The organism is Streptomyces marokkonensis (assembly GCF_039539045.1).
GTDB classification, from domain to species: domain Bacteria; phylum Actinomycetota; class Actinomycetes; order Streptomycetales; family Streptomycetaceae; genus Streptomyces; species Streptomyces marokkonensis.
This window is the reverse complement of record NZ_BAABCQ010000166.1, coordinates 1-16486: the sequence shown is the minus strand read 5'-3', so window position 1 is coordinate 16486 and position 16486 is coordinate 1. Positions and strand designations below refer to the sequence as shown.

15 protein-coding genes and 1 pseudogene are annotated in these 16486 nt (G+C 71.9%); 3 read left to right on the top strand and 13 right to left on the bottom strand.

The features are described 5' to 3' along the window. The first annotated feature begins 427 nt into the window (after positions 1 to 427). Both ABEA26_RS29615 and ABEA26_RS29610 read left to right on the top strand, forming a co-directional pair. Positions 428 to 2818: a phosphoketolase family protein gene (locus tag ABEA26_RS29615; protein ID WP_345596426.1), complete on the top strand. Its 2391-nt coding sequence runs from the start codon at positions 428 to 430 to the stop codon at positions 2816 to 2818. Next, entirely contained in the window at positions 2815 to 5190 is a 2376-nt protein-coding gene (locus ABEA26_RS29610; RefSeq protein ID WP_345596425.1) for a glycoside hydrolase family 65 protein, read from the top strand. Before ABEA26_RS29615 ends, ABEA26_RS29610 begins: the two co-directional genes overlap by 4 nt. Positions 5191 to 5202: 12 nt before the next feature. Here ABEA26_RS29610 and ABEA26_RS29605 read toward each other — a convergent pair whose 3' ends face one another. Then, positions 5203 to 5667, bottom strand: a complete 465-nt coding sequence (locus tag ABEA26_RS29605; protein WP_345596424.1) for a hypothetical protein — start codon at positions 5665 to 5667, stop codon at positions 5203 to 5205. A gap of 297 nt (positions 5668 to 5964) precedes the next feature. Here ABEA26_RS29605 and ABEA26_RS29600 point away from each other — a divergent pair, with 297 nt between their 5' ends. Beyond that, positions 5965 to 6249: a hypothetical protein gene (locus ABEA26_RS29600; protein ID WP_345596423.1), complete on the top strand. Its 285-nt coding sequence runs from the start codon at positions 5965 to 5967 to the stop codon at positions 6247 to 6249. Between the two features lie 70 nt (positions 6250 to 6319). Here ABEA26_RS29600 and ABEA26_RS29595 read toward each other — a convergent pair whose 3' ends face one another. The 12 genes and pseudogenes from ABEA26_RS29595 to ABEA26_RS29540 all read right to left on the bottom strand — a co-directional run bounded on the left by ABEA26_RS29595 (position 6320) and on the right by ABEA26_RS29540 (position 16453). Continuing rightward, positions 6320 to 7558, bottom strand: a complete 1239-nt coding sequence (locus tag ABEA26_RS29595; RefSeq protein WP_345596427.1) for an arginine deiminase — start codon at positions 7556 to 7558, stop codon at positions 6320 to 6322. A gap of 76 nt (positions 7559 to 7634) precedes the next feature. After that, positions 7635 to 9089 (bottom strand): basic amino acid/polyamine antiporter, encoded by a 1455-nt coding sequence (locus ABEA26_RS29590; RefSeq protein WP_345596422.1) that lies wholly within the window; start codon positions 9087 to 9089, stop codon positions 7635 to 7637. Between the two features lie 135 nt (positions 9090 to 9224). Next, positions 9225 to 9989, bottom strand: a complete 765-nt coding sequence (locus ABEA26_RS29585) for a sulfite exporter TauE/SafE family protein (protein ID WP_345596421.1) — start codon at positions 9987 to 9989, stop codon at positions 9225 to 9227. Beyond that, positions 9977 to 10783, bottom strand: coding sequence for a GntR family transcriptional regulator (locus tag ABEA26_RS29580; RefSeq protein WP_345596420.1), 807 nt, complete (start codon positions 10781 to 10783; stop codon positions 9977 to 9979). Before ABEA26_RS29580 ends, ABEA26_RS29585 begins: the two co-directional genes overlap by 13 nt. Before the next feature lie 125 nt (positions 10784 to 10908). Continuing rightward, a complete protein-coding gene (locus tag ABEA26_RS29575; RefSeq protein ID WP_345596419.1) occupies positions 10909 to 11772 on the bottom strand; it encodes a DMT family transporter in 864 nt (287 codons plus the stop codon). 94 nt (positions 11773 to 11866) lie between these two features. After that, on the bottom strand, positions 11867 to 12709 hold the full coding sequence (locus ABEA26_RS29570) for a hypothetical protein (RefSeq protein ID WP_345596418.1): 843 nt from the start codon (positions 12707 to 12709) through the stop codon (positions 11867 to 11869). 279 nt (positions 12710 to 12988) lie between these two features. Next, positions 12989 to 13288: an SCO0607 family lipoprotein gene (locus tag ABEA26_RS29565; protein ID WP_345596417.1), complete on the bottom strand. Its 300-nt coding sequence runs from the start codon at positions 13286 to 13288 to the stop codon at positions 12989 to 12991. A gap of 141 nt (positions 13289 to 13429) precedes the next feature. Then, entirely contained in the window at positions 13430 to 14380 is a 951-nt protein-coding gene (locus ABEA26_RS29560) for a hypothetical protein (protein ID WP_345596416.1), read from the bottom strand. Between the two features lie 42 nt (positions 14381 to 14422). After that, positions 14423 to 15019 (bottom strand): DUF488 domain-containing protein, encoded by a 597-nt coding sequence (locus ABEA26_RS29555; RefSeq protein WP_345596415.1) that lies wholly within the window; start codon positions 15017 to 15019, stop codon positions 14423 to 14425. 61 nt (positions 15020 to 15080) lie between these two features. Beyond that, positions 15081 to 15230 (bottom strand): annotated as a pseudogene (locus ABEA26_RS29550) (helix-turn-helix domain-containing protein); the annotation flags it as partial. Between the two features lie 139 nt (positions 15231 to 15369). Beyond that, positions 15370 to 15909 carry a GNAT family N-acetyltransferase gene (locus tag ABEA26_RS29545; RefSeq protein ID WP_345596413.1) on the bottom strand — a complete coding sequence of 180 codons (540 nt, stop codon included), beginning with the start codon at positions 15907 to 15909 and terminating at the stop codon, positions 15370 to 15372. Between the two features lie 52 nt (positions 15910 to 15961). Continuing rightward, entirely contained in the window at positions 15962 to 16453 is a 492-nt protein-coding gene (locus ABEA26_RS29540) for an FBP domain-containing protein (RefSeq protein ID WP_345596412.1), read from the bottom strand. Positions 16454 to 16486: the final 33 nt, after the last annotated feature.

Genomic DNA, 16486 nt, shown 5'->3' with positions numbered 1-16486 from the left:
CAGGGTATTTCTCCCCACCGTAACAGATATACCCAGGGGGGTATTCCGACGGGCGGGTGGGGCGGCGCCGCGCGCGTACCCTCCGTGCAGCCGGGAAGAGGCCGAGCGTGAGTTTGGGCAACTGCTGCGTGCTGTCGGGAAGTTGGGGTACCCGGTGCGGCAGCACGGTCGGCACCGGGGTCGGCGCCGGTGGCGGCCGTGCTGCTCGACGTCGCTCGCCCCTCCCCGACATCGCCCCTCCCCGACATCGCCCCTCGGGCACCGGCTCTCTCCGGCATCGCCTCTCCGGCACCACCTCCGAGCGGAAGCCGACGTGACCCGAACGGCCCTGTCGGGTACCCGAGCGGTCCGCGCGGGGTTGGGATGTGTACGGGTACCCCCGTGCCCGCGCGGCCCGACCGCTGTCCCGACACGGAAAGGACCCCCGATGTCCGCCGACACCCAGCAGGCGCCCCCCGGGCTCACGGACGAGGAGCTCGCCGGCCTGGACGCCCACTGGCGCGCCGCGAACTACCTCTCCGTCGGCCAGATCTACCTGATGGCCAACCCCCTGCTGACCGAGCCGCTGCGCCCCGAGCACGTCAAGCCCCGACTGCTCGGCCACTGGGGCACCTCACCCGGCCTCAACCTGGTCCACACCCACCTCAACCGGGTGATCAAGGCCCGTGACCTCGACGCCCTGTGCGTCTGGGGCCCCGGCCACGGAGGTCCCGCCGTCCTGGCGAACTCGTGGCTGGAGGGCTCGTACACCGAGACCTATCCGGACATCACCCGGGACGCGGCCGGGATGGCCCGGCTGTTCAAGCAGTTCTCGTTCCCCGGCGGCGTGCCGAGCCATGTCGCGCCCGAGACGCCGGGCTCCATCCACGAGGGCGGCGAGCTCGGCTACGCGCTCTCGCACGCCTACGGAGCCGCCTTCGACCACCCCGGCCTGGTGGTCGCCTGCGTGATCGGCGACGGCGAGGCGGAGACAGGTCCACTGGCGACGTCCTGGCACTCCAACAAGTTCCTCGACCCCGTGGGCGACGGCGCCGTCCTGCCGGTCCTGCACCTCAACGGCTACAAGATCGCCAACCCGACCGTGCTCGCCCGCCTCCCCGAGGCGGAACTCGACGAACTCCTGCGGGGCTACGGCCACGATCCGATCCACGTCACCGGCGACGAGCCGGCCGCCGTCCACCGCGTGATGGCCCACGCCCTGGACACCGCCCTGGACCGCATCGCCACGATCCAGCGGGCCGCCCGCGAGGAGGGTGCCACCGACCGCCCCCGCTGGCCGATGATCGTACTGCGCACTCCCAAGGGCTGGACCGGCCCGGCCGAGGTCGACGGCCTGCCCGTGGAGAACACCTGGCGCGCCCACCAGGTGCCGCTGCCCGCCGTACGGACCGATCCGGAACACCTGAGGCAGCTGGAGCGGTGGCTGCGCTCGTACCGGCCCGGGGAACTGTTCGACGACGCCGGAGCACCGCGGCCCGCCGTCCTGGCCGCCGTCCCCGAGGGCGCGCGCCGCCTCGGAGCCAGCCCCTTCGCCAACGGCGGACTGCTCCTGCGCGAGCTGCCGCTGCCGTCGCTGGAGAAGTACGCCGTTCCCGTCGACACACCCGGCGCGAGCATGCACGAACCCACCCGGGTCCTCGGCGACCTGCTCCGCGACGTCATGGACGCCACCGCCGACCGGCGCGACTTCCGCCTCGTCGGCCCCGACGAGACCGCCTCCAACCGCCTCCAGGCCGTCTACGCCGCCAGCGGCAAGGCCTGGCAGGAACGGACGCTGCCCGTCGACGAGAACCTCGACCGGCACGGCCGCGTGATGGAGATCCTCTCCGAACACACCTGCCAGGGCTGGCTGGAGGGATACCTCCTCACCGGCCGGCACGGACTGTTCTCCTGCTACGAGGCCTTCGTCCACATCGTCGACTCGATGGTCAACCAGCACGTCAAATGGCTGCGGGTGACCCGCCGCCTGCCCTGGCGCGCCCCCATCGCCTCCCTCAACTACCTGCTCACCTCCCACGTGTGGCGCCAGGACCACAACGGCTTCTCCCACCAGGACCCCGGCTTCGTCGACCACATCCTCAACAAGAGCCCCGAGGCCGTACGGGTCTACCTGCCGCCGGACGCCAACACCCTGCTCTCCGTCGCCGACCACGCCCTGCGCAGCCGCGACTACGTCAACGTGATCGTCGCCGGCAAGCAGCCCTGCTTCGACTGGCTGTCCATGGAACAGGCGAGGACGCACTGCGCCCGCGGCGCCGGCATCTGGGACTGGGCCGGCACCGAGGACGGGACCCGCGAACCCGACGTGGTGCTCGCCTGCGCGGGCGACGTCCCGACCCAGGAGGTGCTCGCCGCCGCCCAGCTCGTCCGCCGCCACCTGCCCGAACTCGCCGTACGTGTCGTCAACGTCGTCGACATCGCCCGGCTGCTGCCCAGCGGGGAACACCCGCACGGCATGAGCGACTTCGAGTACGACGGCCTGTTCACCGCCGACAGGCCGGTCATCTTCGCCTACCACGGGTACCCCTGGCTGATCCACCGGCTCGCCTACCGGCGCACCGGCCACGCCCATCTGCACGTGCGCGGCTACAAGGAGATCGGGACCACCACCACACCCTTCGACATGGTGGTCGGCAACGACATGGACCGCTACCGCCTGGTCATGGACGTCATCGACCGGGTGCCCGGCCTCGCCGTGCGCGCGGCGGCCGTACGGCAGCGGATGGAGGACGCCCGGCTGCGCCACCACGACTGGATCCGCGAACACGGAGTGGACCTGCCCGAGGTCGCCGACTGGTCCTGGGAGGGCTCGAAGTGACCGCGACGCCCTCGACCTGGGACTACGACCACTACGACCCCGCGGACGAGCGGCTGCGCGAGTCGCTGTGCACACTCGGCAACGGTTACTTCGCCACCCGCGGCGCGCTGCCCGAGTGCGTCGCGGACGACGTGCACTACCCGGGCACCTACGTGGCCGGCTGCTACAACCGGCTCACCTCCGCCGTCGCCGGGCGGGAGGTGGAGAACGAGGACATGGTCAACCTCCCCAACTGGCTGCCCCTGCGCTTCAGGGCCGACGGAGGGGACTGGCTCACGCCGGACACCGCCGAGGTGCTCGACCACCGGCAGACCGTGCACCTGGACTCGGGCGTGCTGGAGCGCCGCACCCACTTCGGGATCGGCCGAGGACGCGTGCTGTCCGTGCGCCAGCTGCGCATGGTGCACATGGCCGATCCCCACCTCGCCGCGCTGCGCACGGAGTTCACGGTCGAGTCCGGTGCGGCCGACCTCGACGTGGAAGCGGCCCTGGACGGCGGCGTCACCAACTCCGGGGTGCCGCGCTACCGGGACCTGGAGGGCCGCCACCTGACCCACGTGCACACCGGCGACGCCGACGACGGCACGGTGTGGCTGCGCTGCCGCACCCGCACCTCGGACATCCGGGTCGGCATGGCGGCCCGCACGACGGCCGGCGCGCCCGTCACCCCGGCCCGGGAACACCTGCGCGTCACCCAGCGCACGGCCCTGCGCGCGGAGCCGGGCCGCACCGTCACCGTCGACAAGATCGTGGCCCTGCACACCTCACGCGACCCGGCGATCAGCGACCCCCTGCAGGCCGCCGTCGACCGGGTGGCCGACGCCCCCGGCTTCGACGAACTGCTGGTGTCGCAGCGCACGGCCTGGGGCCAGCTGTGGCGCCGCGCCGAACTCGACGTACCCGGTGAGGCGGGCAACATCCTGCGCCTGCACCTCTTCCACGTGCTGCAGACCCTCTCCCCGCACACCGCCGACCTCGACGTGGGCGTACCGGCGCGCGGACTGCACGGGGAGGCCTACCGCGGACACGTCTTCTGGGACGAGTTGTTCGTCCTGCCCTACCTCAACCTGCACTTCCCCGAGGTGTCCCGGGCGCTGCTCCACTACCGGCACCGCCGCCTGGACCGGGCCCGCGCCGCGGCCCGCGCGATCGGCAGGCGCGGCGCGCTGTACCCGTGGCAGAGCGGCAGCGACGGACGGGAGGAGACCCAGCAACTGCACCTCAACCCGCACTCGGGCCGCTGGCTCCCGGACCACTCGCACCTCCAGCACCATGTGGGGTCGGCGATCGCGTACAACGTGTGGCAGTACTGCGAGGCGAGCGGAGACGCCGAGTTCCTGCACACCAAGGGCGCCGAGATGCTGCTGCAGATCGCGCGCTTCTGGGCGGACTCCGCGACCTGGGACGAGCACCTGGGACGGCACCGCATCCGCGGCGTCGTCGGCCCGGACGAGTACCACGAGGCCTACCCCGGCGCCGAGGAGCCGGGCCTCGACGACAACGCGTACACCAACGTCACCGCCTCCTGGGTCCTGACCCGCACCCTGGAGGTGCTGGCCGACCTGCCCGAACCCCGCCGCCGCGAACTCGTCGAACGCACCGCCCTGGACGACGGCGAACTGGAACAGTGGGAGAGCGTCTCACGCACCCTCCACATCCCCTTCCACGAAGGTGTCGTCAGCCAGTTCGAGGGATACGGCGACCTCGCCGAACTCGACTGGGCCGGCTACCGCGAGCGGTACGGCGACATCCGGCGCCTGGACCGCGTCCTGGAGGCCGAGGACGACAGTGTCAACAACTACCAGGCGTCCAAGCAGGCCGACGTGCTGATGCTGGGCTACCTCTTCTCCCCGGCCGAACTCCGCTCGCTCTTCGAGCGGCTCGGCTACGACCTGGACGAGCGGACCTGGCAGCGCACCGTCGACTACTACCTGGCCCGTACCAGCCACGGCTCCACCCTCAGCGGGCTCGTCCACGGCTGGATCCTGGCCCGGGCCCGCCGCGCCGAGGCCTGGGCGTTCTGCCAGGAGGCGCTCAAGGGCGATGTCGCCGATCTCCAGGGCGGCACCACCGGCGAGGGAATCCACCTCGGTGCCATGGCGGGCACCCTCGACCTCGTCCAGCGCGGGCTGACCGGACTCGAGACCCGCGCGGGCGCCCTGTGGCTGGACCCGGTGCCGCTGCCGGAGCTGTCGTCGTACGGGTTCTCCATCCGCTACCAGGGCCACTGGGGCGTGCGGGTCCGGCTGGAGCACGGCCGGCTGGAGATCGCCGTGCCCGCCTCGGGCCCCCTGCCGATCGACGTCCGGCTGCCGGACCGCACGGTGCGGCTCCAGCCGGGCGACGCCTGCAGGCTGGCCCTTACGGACTGACCGCCGGGGCCGTCAGGCCCACAGCGGATAGGTCACCACGCGGGGGGAGCCGTCCGGCCTGCCGTCGGTGTAGGTCAGGGTCAGCCGGGTGTAGTGCCGCTCTCCCGGGTCCTTCTCCCACGGCTGCGGCTGGTCCAGCCGGACGGTCACGGGATACGAGTGGAACGTGCCCGCGGCGCAGTAGGGGTCGCAGTCGTTGACGGCGTTGGTGCCCCGGCCCACCGCGGCGTTCGCGTCCCAGCTCAGCCAGTGCAGCGAGACCAGTCGGCTGTTGCCGTCCCCGCAGGCGAGCAGGAACGCCCCGGGCCGCACCTCCGGCTGCCAGGCGCAGTCGACCAGCACGGGGTCCTGTGTCCGCCGGGTGGGGGGCGGTGTCGGTTGTTCCGCCGACGGTGCGGCCCGGGCCGTGCCCAGGGGTATCGCGAGCGCGGCGGCGGCACAGAGCGTGACCGCTGCCCTCATCGGGTTTCTGCCCATGTCTGCTCCCGGCCGTCTCGGGGTCGGTTGGCTCCGCTTTCCCCGTACCGACCGTACGGCCGTGTCCGGGAACCCACCACTCGTACGGAGCAGCGCACGGGTGTCGGGGAGCTTCGGCAGGCGCTGTTCCCGATGCGCCCACACGGGGAGGCCTGCCGGCCGGAGCCCGTGCCGGTTCGTGCGACAAGACGCCGATTGCATCCACCGAGTGGTCGCCGGGCCGGTCCGCAACCGCCGTCATCGCTCCGGTGTCTCATGCCGTCAAGAACGGCGACCCATCACATGGAGGACCGCGGTATGCACACCATGACTGCCCCGACCGCCGCCGACCCGGCGCACTCGCGTTCCCGCGACGTCCAGGGCGACTTCCTGCTCCAGCCGCCCATCCCCGCCGAACGCCTCCCCTGCCGCATCGACCCCGTCGACCTGCGCCGCCTGGACCTGCTCGCCCTCCTGACCGCGGCGGGCATCGCGCCATCCGCCGGCGACCGGGCCGCCATCGAACAGCTCAGCGAGCTCCCCGGCAGCGTGCACACGGCACTGCACCGGTGGCTGGAGCAGGCGTACGGCTTCTGCCGGTGACGTGCGACCGGGTGGCCGGGGCGATCGGTGCGACTGGTCCGTCCGGGTGACCGAGGGCACCGGGGGACGCTCAGAAGTCGACGGGGTCCCGTACCAGAGGGCAGGTCATGCAGTGCCCTCCGCCCCGGCCCCGGCCCAGCTCCGCGCCCACGATGGTCACGACCTCGACGCGGGCCTCGCGCAGCAGGGCGTTGGTGAGCGTGTTGCGGTCGTACGTGAACACCACGCCGGGTTCCACCGCGACGGCGTTGTTCCCGCTGTCCCACTGCTGGCGTTCGGAGGCGTAGACGTCGCCGCCCGTCTCCACCACCCGCAGCGAGCTCAGCCCGAGCGCCTTGGCGACGACGTCGACGAAGGGCGTCGTGCCCTCGTCGACGATGTCGAAGCCGGGTGCCCGGTCGCCGGGGCGCAGTGAGAAGGTGTGCACCCCGTCCATGATCCGGGGGTAGAGGGTGACCACGTCCCGGTCGGCGAAGGTGAAGACCGTGTCCAGGTGCATGGCGGACCGCAGCTTCGGCATCCCGGCGACCACGACGTGCTCGGCGGCGCCGCTGCGGAACAGCGCGGCGGCGACCTGGGTGATGGCCTGCCGCGAGGTCCGCTCGCTCATGCCCATCAGCACGACACCGTTGCCCACCGGCATGATGTCGCCGCCCTCGAAGGTGGCCTGGCCCCAGTCGAGTTCGGGGTCGCCCCACCACACCGTCGAGCCCTTGAAGTCGGGGTGGAAGGTGTAGATCGCCTTCATCAGCAGGGTCTCGTCGTGCCGCGCGGGCCAGTAGAGCGGGTTGAGTGTGAGCCCGCCGTACAGCCAGCAGGTGGTGTCCCGGGTGTACAGGGTGTTGGGCAGCGGAGGCATCAGGTACTCACGGGCGCCGGTCGACTCCCGGGCCAGCGTGAGGTGCGGGGAGCGGAAGTCCTCGGGCAGGTCACCGGTGGCGAGACCGCCGACGAGGTACTCGGCGAGCTCCCTGGGCGACAGGGTCTCCAGGTAGGCGCGGGTCGCGTCGATGAGGCCGACGCCGACCTGGTTGGCGACGATCTTCCGGTCCAGAAGCCATGCCTTCGCCTCCGGGATCGCCATGATCCGCGCCAGCAGGTCATGCAGCTCCACCACCTCCACCCCGCGCCGGCGCAGCTCGCCGACGAACGCCGCGTGGTCGCGCTGGGCGTTCTCCACCCACATCACGTCGTCGAAGAGCAGGTCGTCGGAGTTGGTGGGGGTGAGCCGCCGGTGCGCGAGACCGGGGGAACACACCAGGACCTTGCGCAGTCTGCCGACCTCGGAGTGGACGCCGAGCGCGGGCATCGCGGCGCTTTCGTTGCTGTTCACACGGCCTCCTTGGACGATGAGGGACGATGCGGTGAGACGAAGAGGGCGCGGCTCACAGGCTGATCCATCCGGCCGCCAGGGCCACCAGGCCGACCACCGCACCGACCACCGAGACGGCCAGGACGACGAGTTCCCCGGGCGAGAACAGCCGTCGGCCCTGTTCACGGCGGGCCATCACGAACAGGACGGTCGCCGGGGCGTAGAGGATGAAGGAGACCAGTACGAACTTCAGACCGGCCGCGTACAGCAGGAACGCGGTGTAGAGCGTCGCGACGACGCCGACGGCCAGCTCGCGCCGGGAGCTCCGGCCGCCCTCCGTCAGCGGGTCGGCACGGGCGCCGATCCGGACCGCGAAGCCCGCCGCCAGCAGGTACGGGATCAGGGAGAGGGCGCTGGTCAGGTTGAGCGCGAAGTTGAAGGCGTCGTCCGAGAAACTGGTGGCGATCAGGACCACCTGGGTGAGCAGCGAGGTCATCAGCAGCGCCGGCACCGGCACGTCGGCGGCGTTGGCGCGGCGCAGGAAGCGCGGCATGTCGTCGTCCTTGGCCGCGACGAAGAGCACCTCCGCCGCCATCAGCGTCCAGGCCAGATACGCGCCCAGTACCGACACGATCAGGCCGACGCTGATGAACACCCTGCCCCAGGTGCCGACGGTCTCCTCCAGGACGCCCGCCATGGAGGGCTGGCGCAGGTCGGCGATCTCCGCCATCGGCATGATGCCGTACGACACGATGGTCACCGAGGCGAAGACGGCGAACACGCTGAGGAAGCCGAGCACCGTCGCCCTGCCCACGTCGGACCGGCGCTTGGCGTGCCGGGAGTAGACGCTGGCGCCCTCGACACCGAGGAAGACGAACACGGTGGCCAGCATGGTGCCGCGGACCTGCGAGAACAGGGAACCGGCGTAGTCCGCGCCGCCGAAGTTGTCGGCGAACACGCTCGGCCGGAAGTACACCAGGGCCAGGATGACGAAGATCACGATGGGGACGAGCTTGGCCACCGTGACGACCTTGTTGATGGCCGTCGCTTCCTTCACACCGCGCCGGATCAGCCAGAAGAACGCCCACAGTCCGACCGAGGACAGGACGACCGCCAGGGCGGTGTCACCGTCGCCGAGCTCCGGCCAGATCGAGCCGATGGTCGACATGATGAGGACCCAGTACGTCACGTTCCCCACGCACGTGCTGGCCCAGTAGCCGAAGGCGGCGAAGAAGCCCAGGTACTCACCGAAGCCGGCCTTGGCGTACGCGTACACACCGGCGTCGAGGTCGGGTCTGCGTACGGCGAGGGACTGGAAGACGAAGGCCAGCATCAGCATGCCCGTGCCGGCGATCGCCCAGGCGATCAGCGCCCCCGCGACGCCGGTCTCCTCGGCGAACCGGCCCGGCAGCGAGAACACCCCGGCGCCCACCATCGACCCGACGACCATGGCCGTCAGGGTGAGCAGCGGCAGCTTTGCGGCCGGCGGGGACTCCCCGCCGGTGTCGGTGGTAGCGGCCTGCGGCATGCCGTCCCTCTGGGTCGCCGGTCGATTGCGACCACTGTGCATCATGTGGTGACCTGAGGCATCTTGTTCGCATTGACGCGCTTTGTGTCCTGTTCCTGTGCCCTGCGCCTTTCGCGGTCTCGGGCAGGTGGCCGGTCAGCCGTGCAGAGCGAGGTACGGGGCGAGCGCGAACAGCGTCGCGATCAGGGCGAACTTCAGATGCCGGGTGGGCAGCGCGTGCGCGATGCGCCAGCCGAGCAGCACCCCGGCCAGCTCCGGCACGCCGACCAGTACGGCCAGCGGCCAGTCGACGGCCCCTTGGGTCACGTACCCCAGCGTCCCCACACCGGCGATGACGACGGACTGGGCCTGGGCCGAGGCGAGGGACTCCAGCACCGGCACGCCGAGGGCGACCAGGAGGGGCACGGTGAGCATCGGTCCGCCGATGCCCACGATCCCGGCCGCGACGGCCACCGCGAAGCCCAGCACGGCCACGAGCGCCGTCGGGGGATGCGCCCTCGGCGTGTCACGGCCGTGCCGCTCCCGGAACCACACCAGGCCCGCCACGCCCGCCACGAACACCGCGAGCACCAGACCGAACGCCCGTTTCGACACGAACGAGTTGACCATGACGCCCAGTGGAGTGCCGGCGAGGGCACTCGCGGCCAGGATCAGCGCCGTGCGCCGGGTGCCGGGCTCGCGCAGCTGCCCGGACCGGGTGTAGGCGGCGGTGGCCAGCGCGCCGGTGGCGACATGGGTGACGATGGCCGTCCCGGCCACTTCCGCGGGCGTCAGGCCGGTCAGGGCGAACAGACCGATCGTGGGCAGGACACCGCCCGGCCCGACGGCCGTGATGCCGATGCCGCCGACCAGTCCCAGCAGACCGAGCGCGATCAGCACGGGCACACTCAACCCGGCCACCCGGGCCTCCTCTCACATGTCGCGGTACGGACGGGAGCTGGCCACACGGTGGTCCGTGTGCCGGCGCGGTGCAGTGTCGCGCGCAGGGTCATGCGGTCCGCTCGGACGCGGATCGACTCCGCGTCCACCGGACGCCCGTCCGTCAGCCGGGTCAGCCGCTCCAGGGCGAAGACCGCCGCCCCCGGCTCGATCCGCAGCAGCGCCGCGGTGTCCGGGTCGGCGGTGACCGCGTGCACCGCCACCTCGGCACGTCCGAGGGGAACGCCCGCGGCCTCCTCGATCAGACCGAACACGTCGCGCCGCACCAGGTCGCCGGCGAGCACGGCACGGCCGACGTCGGCGGTCAGACAACTGGTGTCCAGCGACAACGGCAGTCCGTCCAGCCATCGCAGCCGCTCCACGTACACACCGCCCGTCTCGTCCGGCACGTCCAGACGGGTGGCGATCGCGGCGGGCAGCCGGGGCACCTCCTCGGCGGCCCGCACCTCGTTGGTCACGGTGCCGCGACCGGTCAGCTCCTCGGCCAGCCCGGTCAGCCGGTCCAGCCCGTGACCGTACTTCGACAGCACCACCGTGATCCCCACCCCGCGCCGCCGCATGATCAGCCGCCCTTCCCGGCGCAGCAGGGCCAGGGCGTCCCGTACGGCGTTGCGGGAGGCGCCGAACCGACGGCCGAGGACCCGCTCGTCCGGCAGGGCACCGTCCGCGAAGCCCCCGTCGGTGATCTGCTGACGCAGCACATCGGCCAGTTGCCGGGCCCGCTCGGCGCGGGGCCGTCCCACGTGGTGGTCCATGCCGCTCACGTTAACCTGGCCCGTGTTTCGCCGAAGTTACGCCACCCAGCTTGACCTGCGCAAACGTCTGACCTGCGGGTTCACGGGGAGTGCGGCGAGCTTCGCCACCCGGGCCGGCGCGGCGTTCACTGCCCCTCGCGCAGGTCGATGCCGCGCCGGGCGAGGGTGAGGACACCCGCGACGATCAGCGCGACGCCCAGCAACTCCGGCACGACCCACCAACCCGCGCGTACGTCCTCGCGGTAGAGGACCACACCGAGCAGGAGGCTCACGGTGGCGTCCCCCAGGGTGAGCGCGGGCTGGGAGGCGATGAGCGGACCGCCCTGCATGGCGTGCTCCAGCAGGAGCACGGCACACACGCCGGCCGCGGCGAAACCGTACGTCTGCCAGGCGGTCAGAAAGCCGACCACGCCGTCCGTGTCCAGCACCCGCATGGAGTCCTTCATCAGGGCGGCCGTCAGGGCGTAGCACACCGCGGTGGAGGCGCCGAGACAGCCGGCGCGGGCCTTGCCGACGGGGCGTTTCAGACCGGCCGCGGCCAGCAGGACGGCCGCTCCGGCGCAGGCCGCCAGCGCGGGCACCCAGCGATCCAGGGGCACGTCGGCCTCGCCCGCGTCCGGAGCGGCCGACGCCAGCGCGACACCGAGTCCGACGACCACCCCGCCCACGGCGAGCCACATGGTGTGGGGCAGGTGACGGCCGGTCATCAGCGAGGCCAGCAGCAGAGCCAGCGGAAGCTCCAGCACGAACAACGGCTGTACGAGTGACAGCGGCCCCGTCGCCAGAGCCACCGCCTGCCCCACACCGGCGACGATCACGGCCAGCATGCCGCCGATCCAGACCGGCCGCCGCAACAGGTCGAGGATCAGCCCCGGGCGAAAGCCCTGGGTCTGCGGCACACTCAGCGCGGCACGGCGCTGGAGCACGGTGGCGAGCGCGTTGCTGAACGCGGCGAGGAGTGCGAAGAGCACCGGCAGTACAACACCCATCCACCGATCCTCACCCCGTTTCCCCCCGACCGCGCGCCGCACCGCGACGAGGGAAGACGATGTCACCCAACGGTGGTGCCGGGTGCGGCAGCCGTCAGCTGTCGCTCTGGGCGGACGGCGTCCGGACCCCGGCGTCCTGCTTCTGCTTCGCCTCCGGCGCGTCGGTGGCGGTGTAGTAGACCGAGGTGCCCTGCTTGGTGCGCTGGGCCTGGTTCCTCGCGACGAGCCCCTCGAGTGTGGTGCGGACGACCGTGGTCTTGATGGTGCGTTCGGAGTGGGCCTGACCGAGCGCCGTGGTGACCTCGGCGGCGGAGCGCGGCTCGCTCTGCTCGACGAGGTGGGTCCGGACCAGCTCGACCAGCGTGGGCCGGTCGGCGGCGTGCTTAGCGGGCGAGGCGTCGGACGACGCGTCGGCCGGGGCCTCGCCCGCGGACGTGGACGTGGTCCGCGCCTGCGCCGGCTCCTGCTTCGCCGCCTGCTTCTTGACGGCCTTGGACACCTTGACGGCCTTGGCGGACGGCTTCGCGGCCGACTCGGCGGCAGGCTTGGCGCCGGCCTTCGCCGCAGCCTTGGCACCCGGCTTCGCGGTGGCCGTGCGCTTGGACGCGGCGGCGGTCTTCCCGCTCCGCGTCCGCTTTCCGGTGACCGGCTCCGCGGTGGCACCGTCACGGGGAGCGGGCACAGTGGCCGCCTCGGTCGTGGCGGCGGGCTCCGGCGCGGTCGCGGGCCGGGCCGGCCGGGAGGTGATGCCGAGCGCCTGCTGCATGTTCACCAGCAGGGCGTGGTCGTGCTGCAGCGCGGCCAACTGCTGCTGCGCGGAGGTGATCTCCGCGCTGATGCGCTCCTGCTCCTTGGTGTTGCGTTCCAGGTCGTCGGTCACCTGGGCGCTGTACTGCGACGCCAGTTGGGTGGCGGTCTGTGTCGTGCTCTCGGACATGGTGTTGACTCTCCTCGATTCGCGGCCGTGAAGGCTCGTGAGGAACTGCGGGACATCAGGCGCGCGGCATGGGGACCATGCCCGATCGGCGCCCGGCAGCGGGGAATGCGAGACTGCCACCGGCTGTGCTGACACACAGATACTACGGACGGACGGCGCCTGTTGTTCCCCTGTTTGCTGCCGGGCCGGTATACCACGTATGGCCGTCAACGTGGTATGTGCCGCGGGTTCCTCGCGCGCGTGTTCGGAGTGCCCGCACCCTCGCCCCGCACCCCGCGCTCACTCGCCGTCGGGCACCGCGACGACCTTCCCGTCCTCGTCGACGGTGTGTGTCCAGTAGGTGTCCCACTTGTCGCCGACATGCTCCGGGACCTTGCCCACCGGGTACCGGGTGTATCCCTCGGGCGGCTCCTGGCCGTCCGGGACGCACGCGCTGCCGGTCCCCCCGATGGTCATGACCGGGTACTCGCCTCCGCCGCAGCTCGCCTGTTCCACGGAGCAGCCGGCCAGGACGGCGGCGGCCGTCGCACAGGTCAGGGCGAGGCCCGGGGCAGACCGCGTCGCGCGGTTGACTCCCACGGGCGACGGTCGGTGAACTCGGCTGGTGGTACGCACCGTTGGCTCTCTCTGCGTCTCCCGATACGGCAAGCCTCCTCCGACGGGGAGAGCGCCTCATGAGTACGGGTACTCATGAGGATTGAGGATTGAGGATGGGCCGGGCTACCTGACCCGGGCGGCAGAACGGTCCACCTGGCGCGCGGTCTCCTGTGCCTCCCGCTTGGCCCGGGCCAGCGCGTCCGCCGCCGTCCGCACCCGGTCCCCGGCTTCCCGCCGTTCCCTCTCGGTCCGGTCGAGGTTTTCGTGTGCCTGCCGCAGCCGCTGCTCCGCGGCGGACACCTCCTCGCGGGCCCGGTCGTGTTCCGCCTCGGCCCGCCGCAGTGACGTGTCGGCGTCCGCCTGTTCCGCGCGGCTGTCACTCAGTTGCCGCGCGGCCTTCTCCGCCGCCTGCTCGGCCCGGGTGAGTTCTTCCTGCCGTTCGCGGCGCCGTTCGGCGAGTTCGTCCTTCGCCCCGGTGCTGCCCGAGGGGCGGGGAGACCGCGACCGGGTGGGCCGCTCACGCGGCGCGGGGTCGGCCGGGGCGGTGCCCGTCGAGAAGTCCGACGGCGGGGTGAGAGAACCCTCCAGGCGTCCGCCTGCCCACTGTTCGGCCGCGTCCGGGTCCGCGAGGACCGCGCGCAGCGTCGATTCGACCTCCCGCCGTGCCGCTTGTGACAGTGGGTGTCCGGCCTCGCGGGCCAACTGGGCGGCCTGCCGGGACAGGGCGGAGACGATGTTCCGGCGCTGCGCGGAGAGTTCTCTGAGCCCGTCGGCGTCCAGCGTGCGGTGTGCCTCGCGCAGCGCCCGCCCCAGTTCCAGGAACCGACCGCTCTCCTCCGGCCGGGAGTGCCTCAGCAGGTTCGCCGCCCAGGCCGCGAGCGTGGGCCGGCGGGAGGCGTGGACACGGCGGGCGTCCTCCCGCCGGCCGGCCGTTCTGGCGGCCCCGGCGAGTTCCTCCCGGCGGGAGACGAAGTCGGACGGCGGCGCCGTATAGAGCTGGTCGAGGACCGACTCGACCGATTCCATGTCCTGGTCGCCGGTCGCCCGGCGGCGCCCACCGCGTCCGTGCTGCATGGTCCTCCGCCTCCGCATCGACCTCCACGAGCGCATCGACCATTACGAACTCCCCGACCTCTGGGAACGCCCCCACCCGGCCTCGGCAGGTTTCGCCGCCGCCGCCGCCTCCTCGTCGTCGTAGACGAGAAGACCGTCCGTCCGCAGCCGCGCACCCGGGGTGGGGGAGTGGGGTGTCAGACGGCCGTCGTGCATGAGGTGGTCCACGGGGGTGTCACGGGCCAGCACGGCGAAGTCGGCGATGAGGCGTCGGTGGCACCGCCACCACACCGCTTCACTGCACATCACCGCGGTCCGCTCCCGCGCCACCTGTTCCAGCAACTCGTCCATGGCGGTGACGAACTCACGCGAGCGGGTGTGGCCGGCGTACCCCCTGAACGAGGTGTTGCGCCAGACGGCGTCGGGCGAGTCCGGCGCCGGCTTGCGGAAACCGCCCAGACACTGCTCCCACCGGTAGGTGAGGCCCTCCTCGGGCAGCCATCCGGCCAGCCGCTCCCGCAGCAGGTCTGGATCGCGGCGGCTGCCGGGTGCCGTCCTGACGTCGACCACGGCCCCGACATCGGCGCCGCGCAGCAGTTCGGCCAGCGCCGCGCGGCCCGCGGTGCCGTGGCCGAAGGTGACCAGGTGAGGCTGGGCCATGTGGTCGGAGTGCCCCCGCTGCCCGCGCTCATACCTCCTGACCACACGGACGCGGTGGCCGTCAGCCGAACATGCGCCGGTAGGCGTGCGGGGTGACTCCGGTGGTGCCTTCGAAGCGGTCACGAAAGGCGGTGGGCGAGCCGAAGCCGACCTGGGAGGCGATGCGTTCCACGGAGTGCTGGGTGGTTGCCAGGAGATGCTGCGCCTGCCGCGCAGCGGTCGTGGACGGCGGGGGAGAGCGGCGCGGAACACCAGCTCGGGGCAGCTCAGCCCACTGTGGCTCTTTCCGTCGGCCATTGTCACTCGTGCCGCCGGCGGGCGGAAACCCCCGGTCCGCCCGCCGGCGGGACTCAAGCCGGCCCGAGGCCCGCCCACTCCTCGCGAAGGATGCCGAACAGCACCCGGTCGTAGCGCCGCCCCTCCGTCAGCACGGCCGAGCGGCGCCGGCCCTCCTCGCGGAAGCCCAACTTGGCGAAGGACCGCATGGCGCGTTCGTTGCCGCTCCAGGTGTCCAGCTCCAGCCGGTGGAGCGGATACGCGCCGAACAGGTGGTCCATGAGCTGCCGCAGGGCCTCCGACCCGTGGCCACGCCCCCAGAACTCCTTCTCACCGATGGTGATGCCCAGGGTGGCCACCCCGGCGTACGGGTCCAGGTCGCGGTAGTCGGCCATGCCTATCACGCCGCCGCCGGCCATGTCCTCGACGGTGAACACGGCCGACTCCCTCGGGACGAGTCGCAGCATGGTGTCGAAGGCGAGTGTGATCGCCTCCGCCGTCACGGGGCCGAAACACGGGTCACCGGCGGCCGCCCAGCGCACCACCTGCGGATCGTTGCGCCACCGGAGATGGTGTGCCGCGTCCTCGGACCGCAGCGCGCGCAACCTGGTCAATCTGCCTTCGATCATTGCGGAGCCCGTCCCGAGGATGTCGCGGAGTGTCGCGTCACGCGACCACCTTGTCGACGAACGCCGCGAGGTTCGTCACGGTCCGCCTGATCTTCTCCTCCAGCGTGATCGTCTCGTGCAGCCGCGCGCCGGTGCCTGCCTCCCGCTTGCCCCGGACGTACAGCGAGCAGGCCAGGTCGCTGCACATGTACGCGCCCACCGAGTTGCCCTGCTGCCCGGCCTTGCCGGCCTTCGGCGCGACCATGAGGCAGACGCCACCGGAATGGGTGGTCAGGCACATCGAGCACATGCTGCGGCGCGCCTGCCCCGAGGCGGCGCCGGAGGCCCGCAGCGCGAGTGCCGTCGGACGGCCGCCCAGCTCGGTCACGAGGTAGGCGCGGTCGGGCGCCTGCGGGTCCCGCCAGCCGAAGTAGTCCAGGTCGCCCCACGGGCGGTCGGCCAGGTCGTGCGGCACGGACAGCCGCTTGGCCGCGCCCTTGGTGCAGTTCACGAAGGCGGCGCGGATCTCTCTTTCGGTCAGTGGCTTCATGCGGCTCAGCGTAATTTGCCTAAAAGTCTTAGG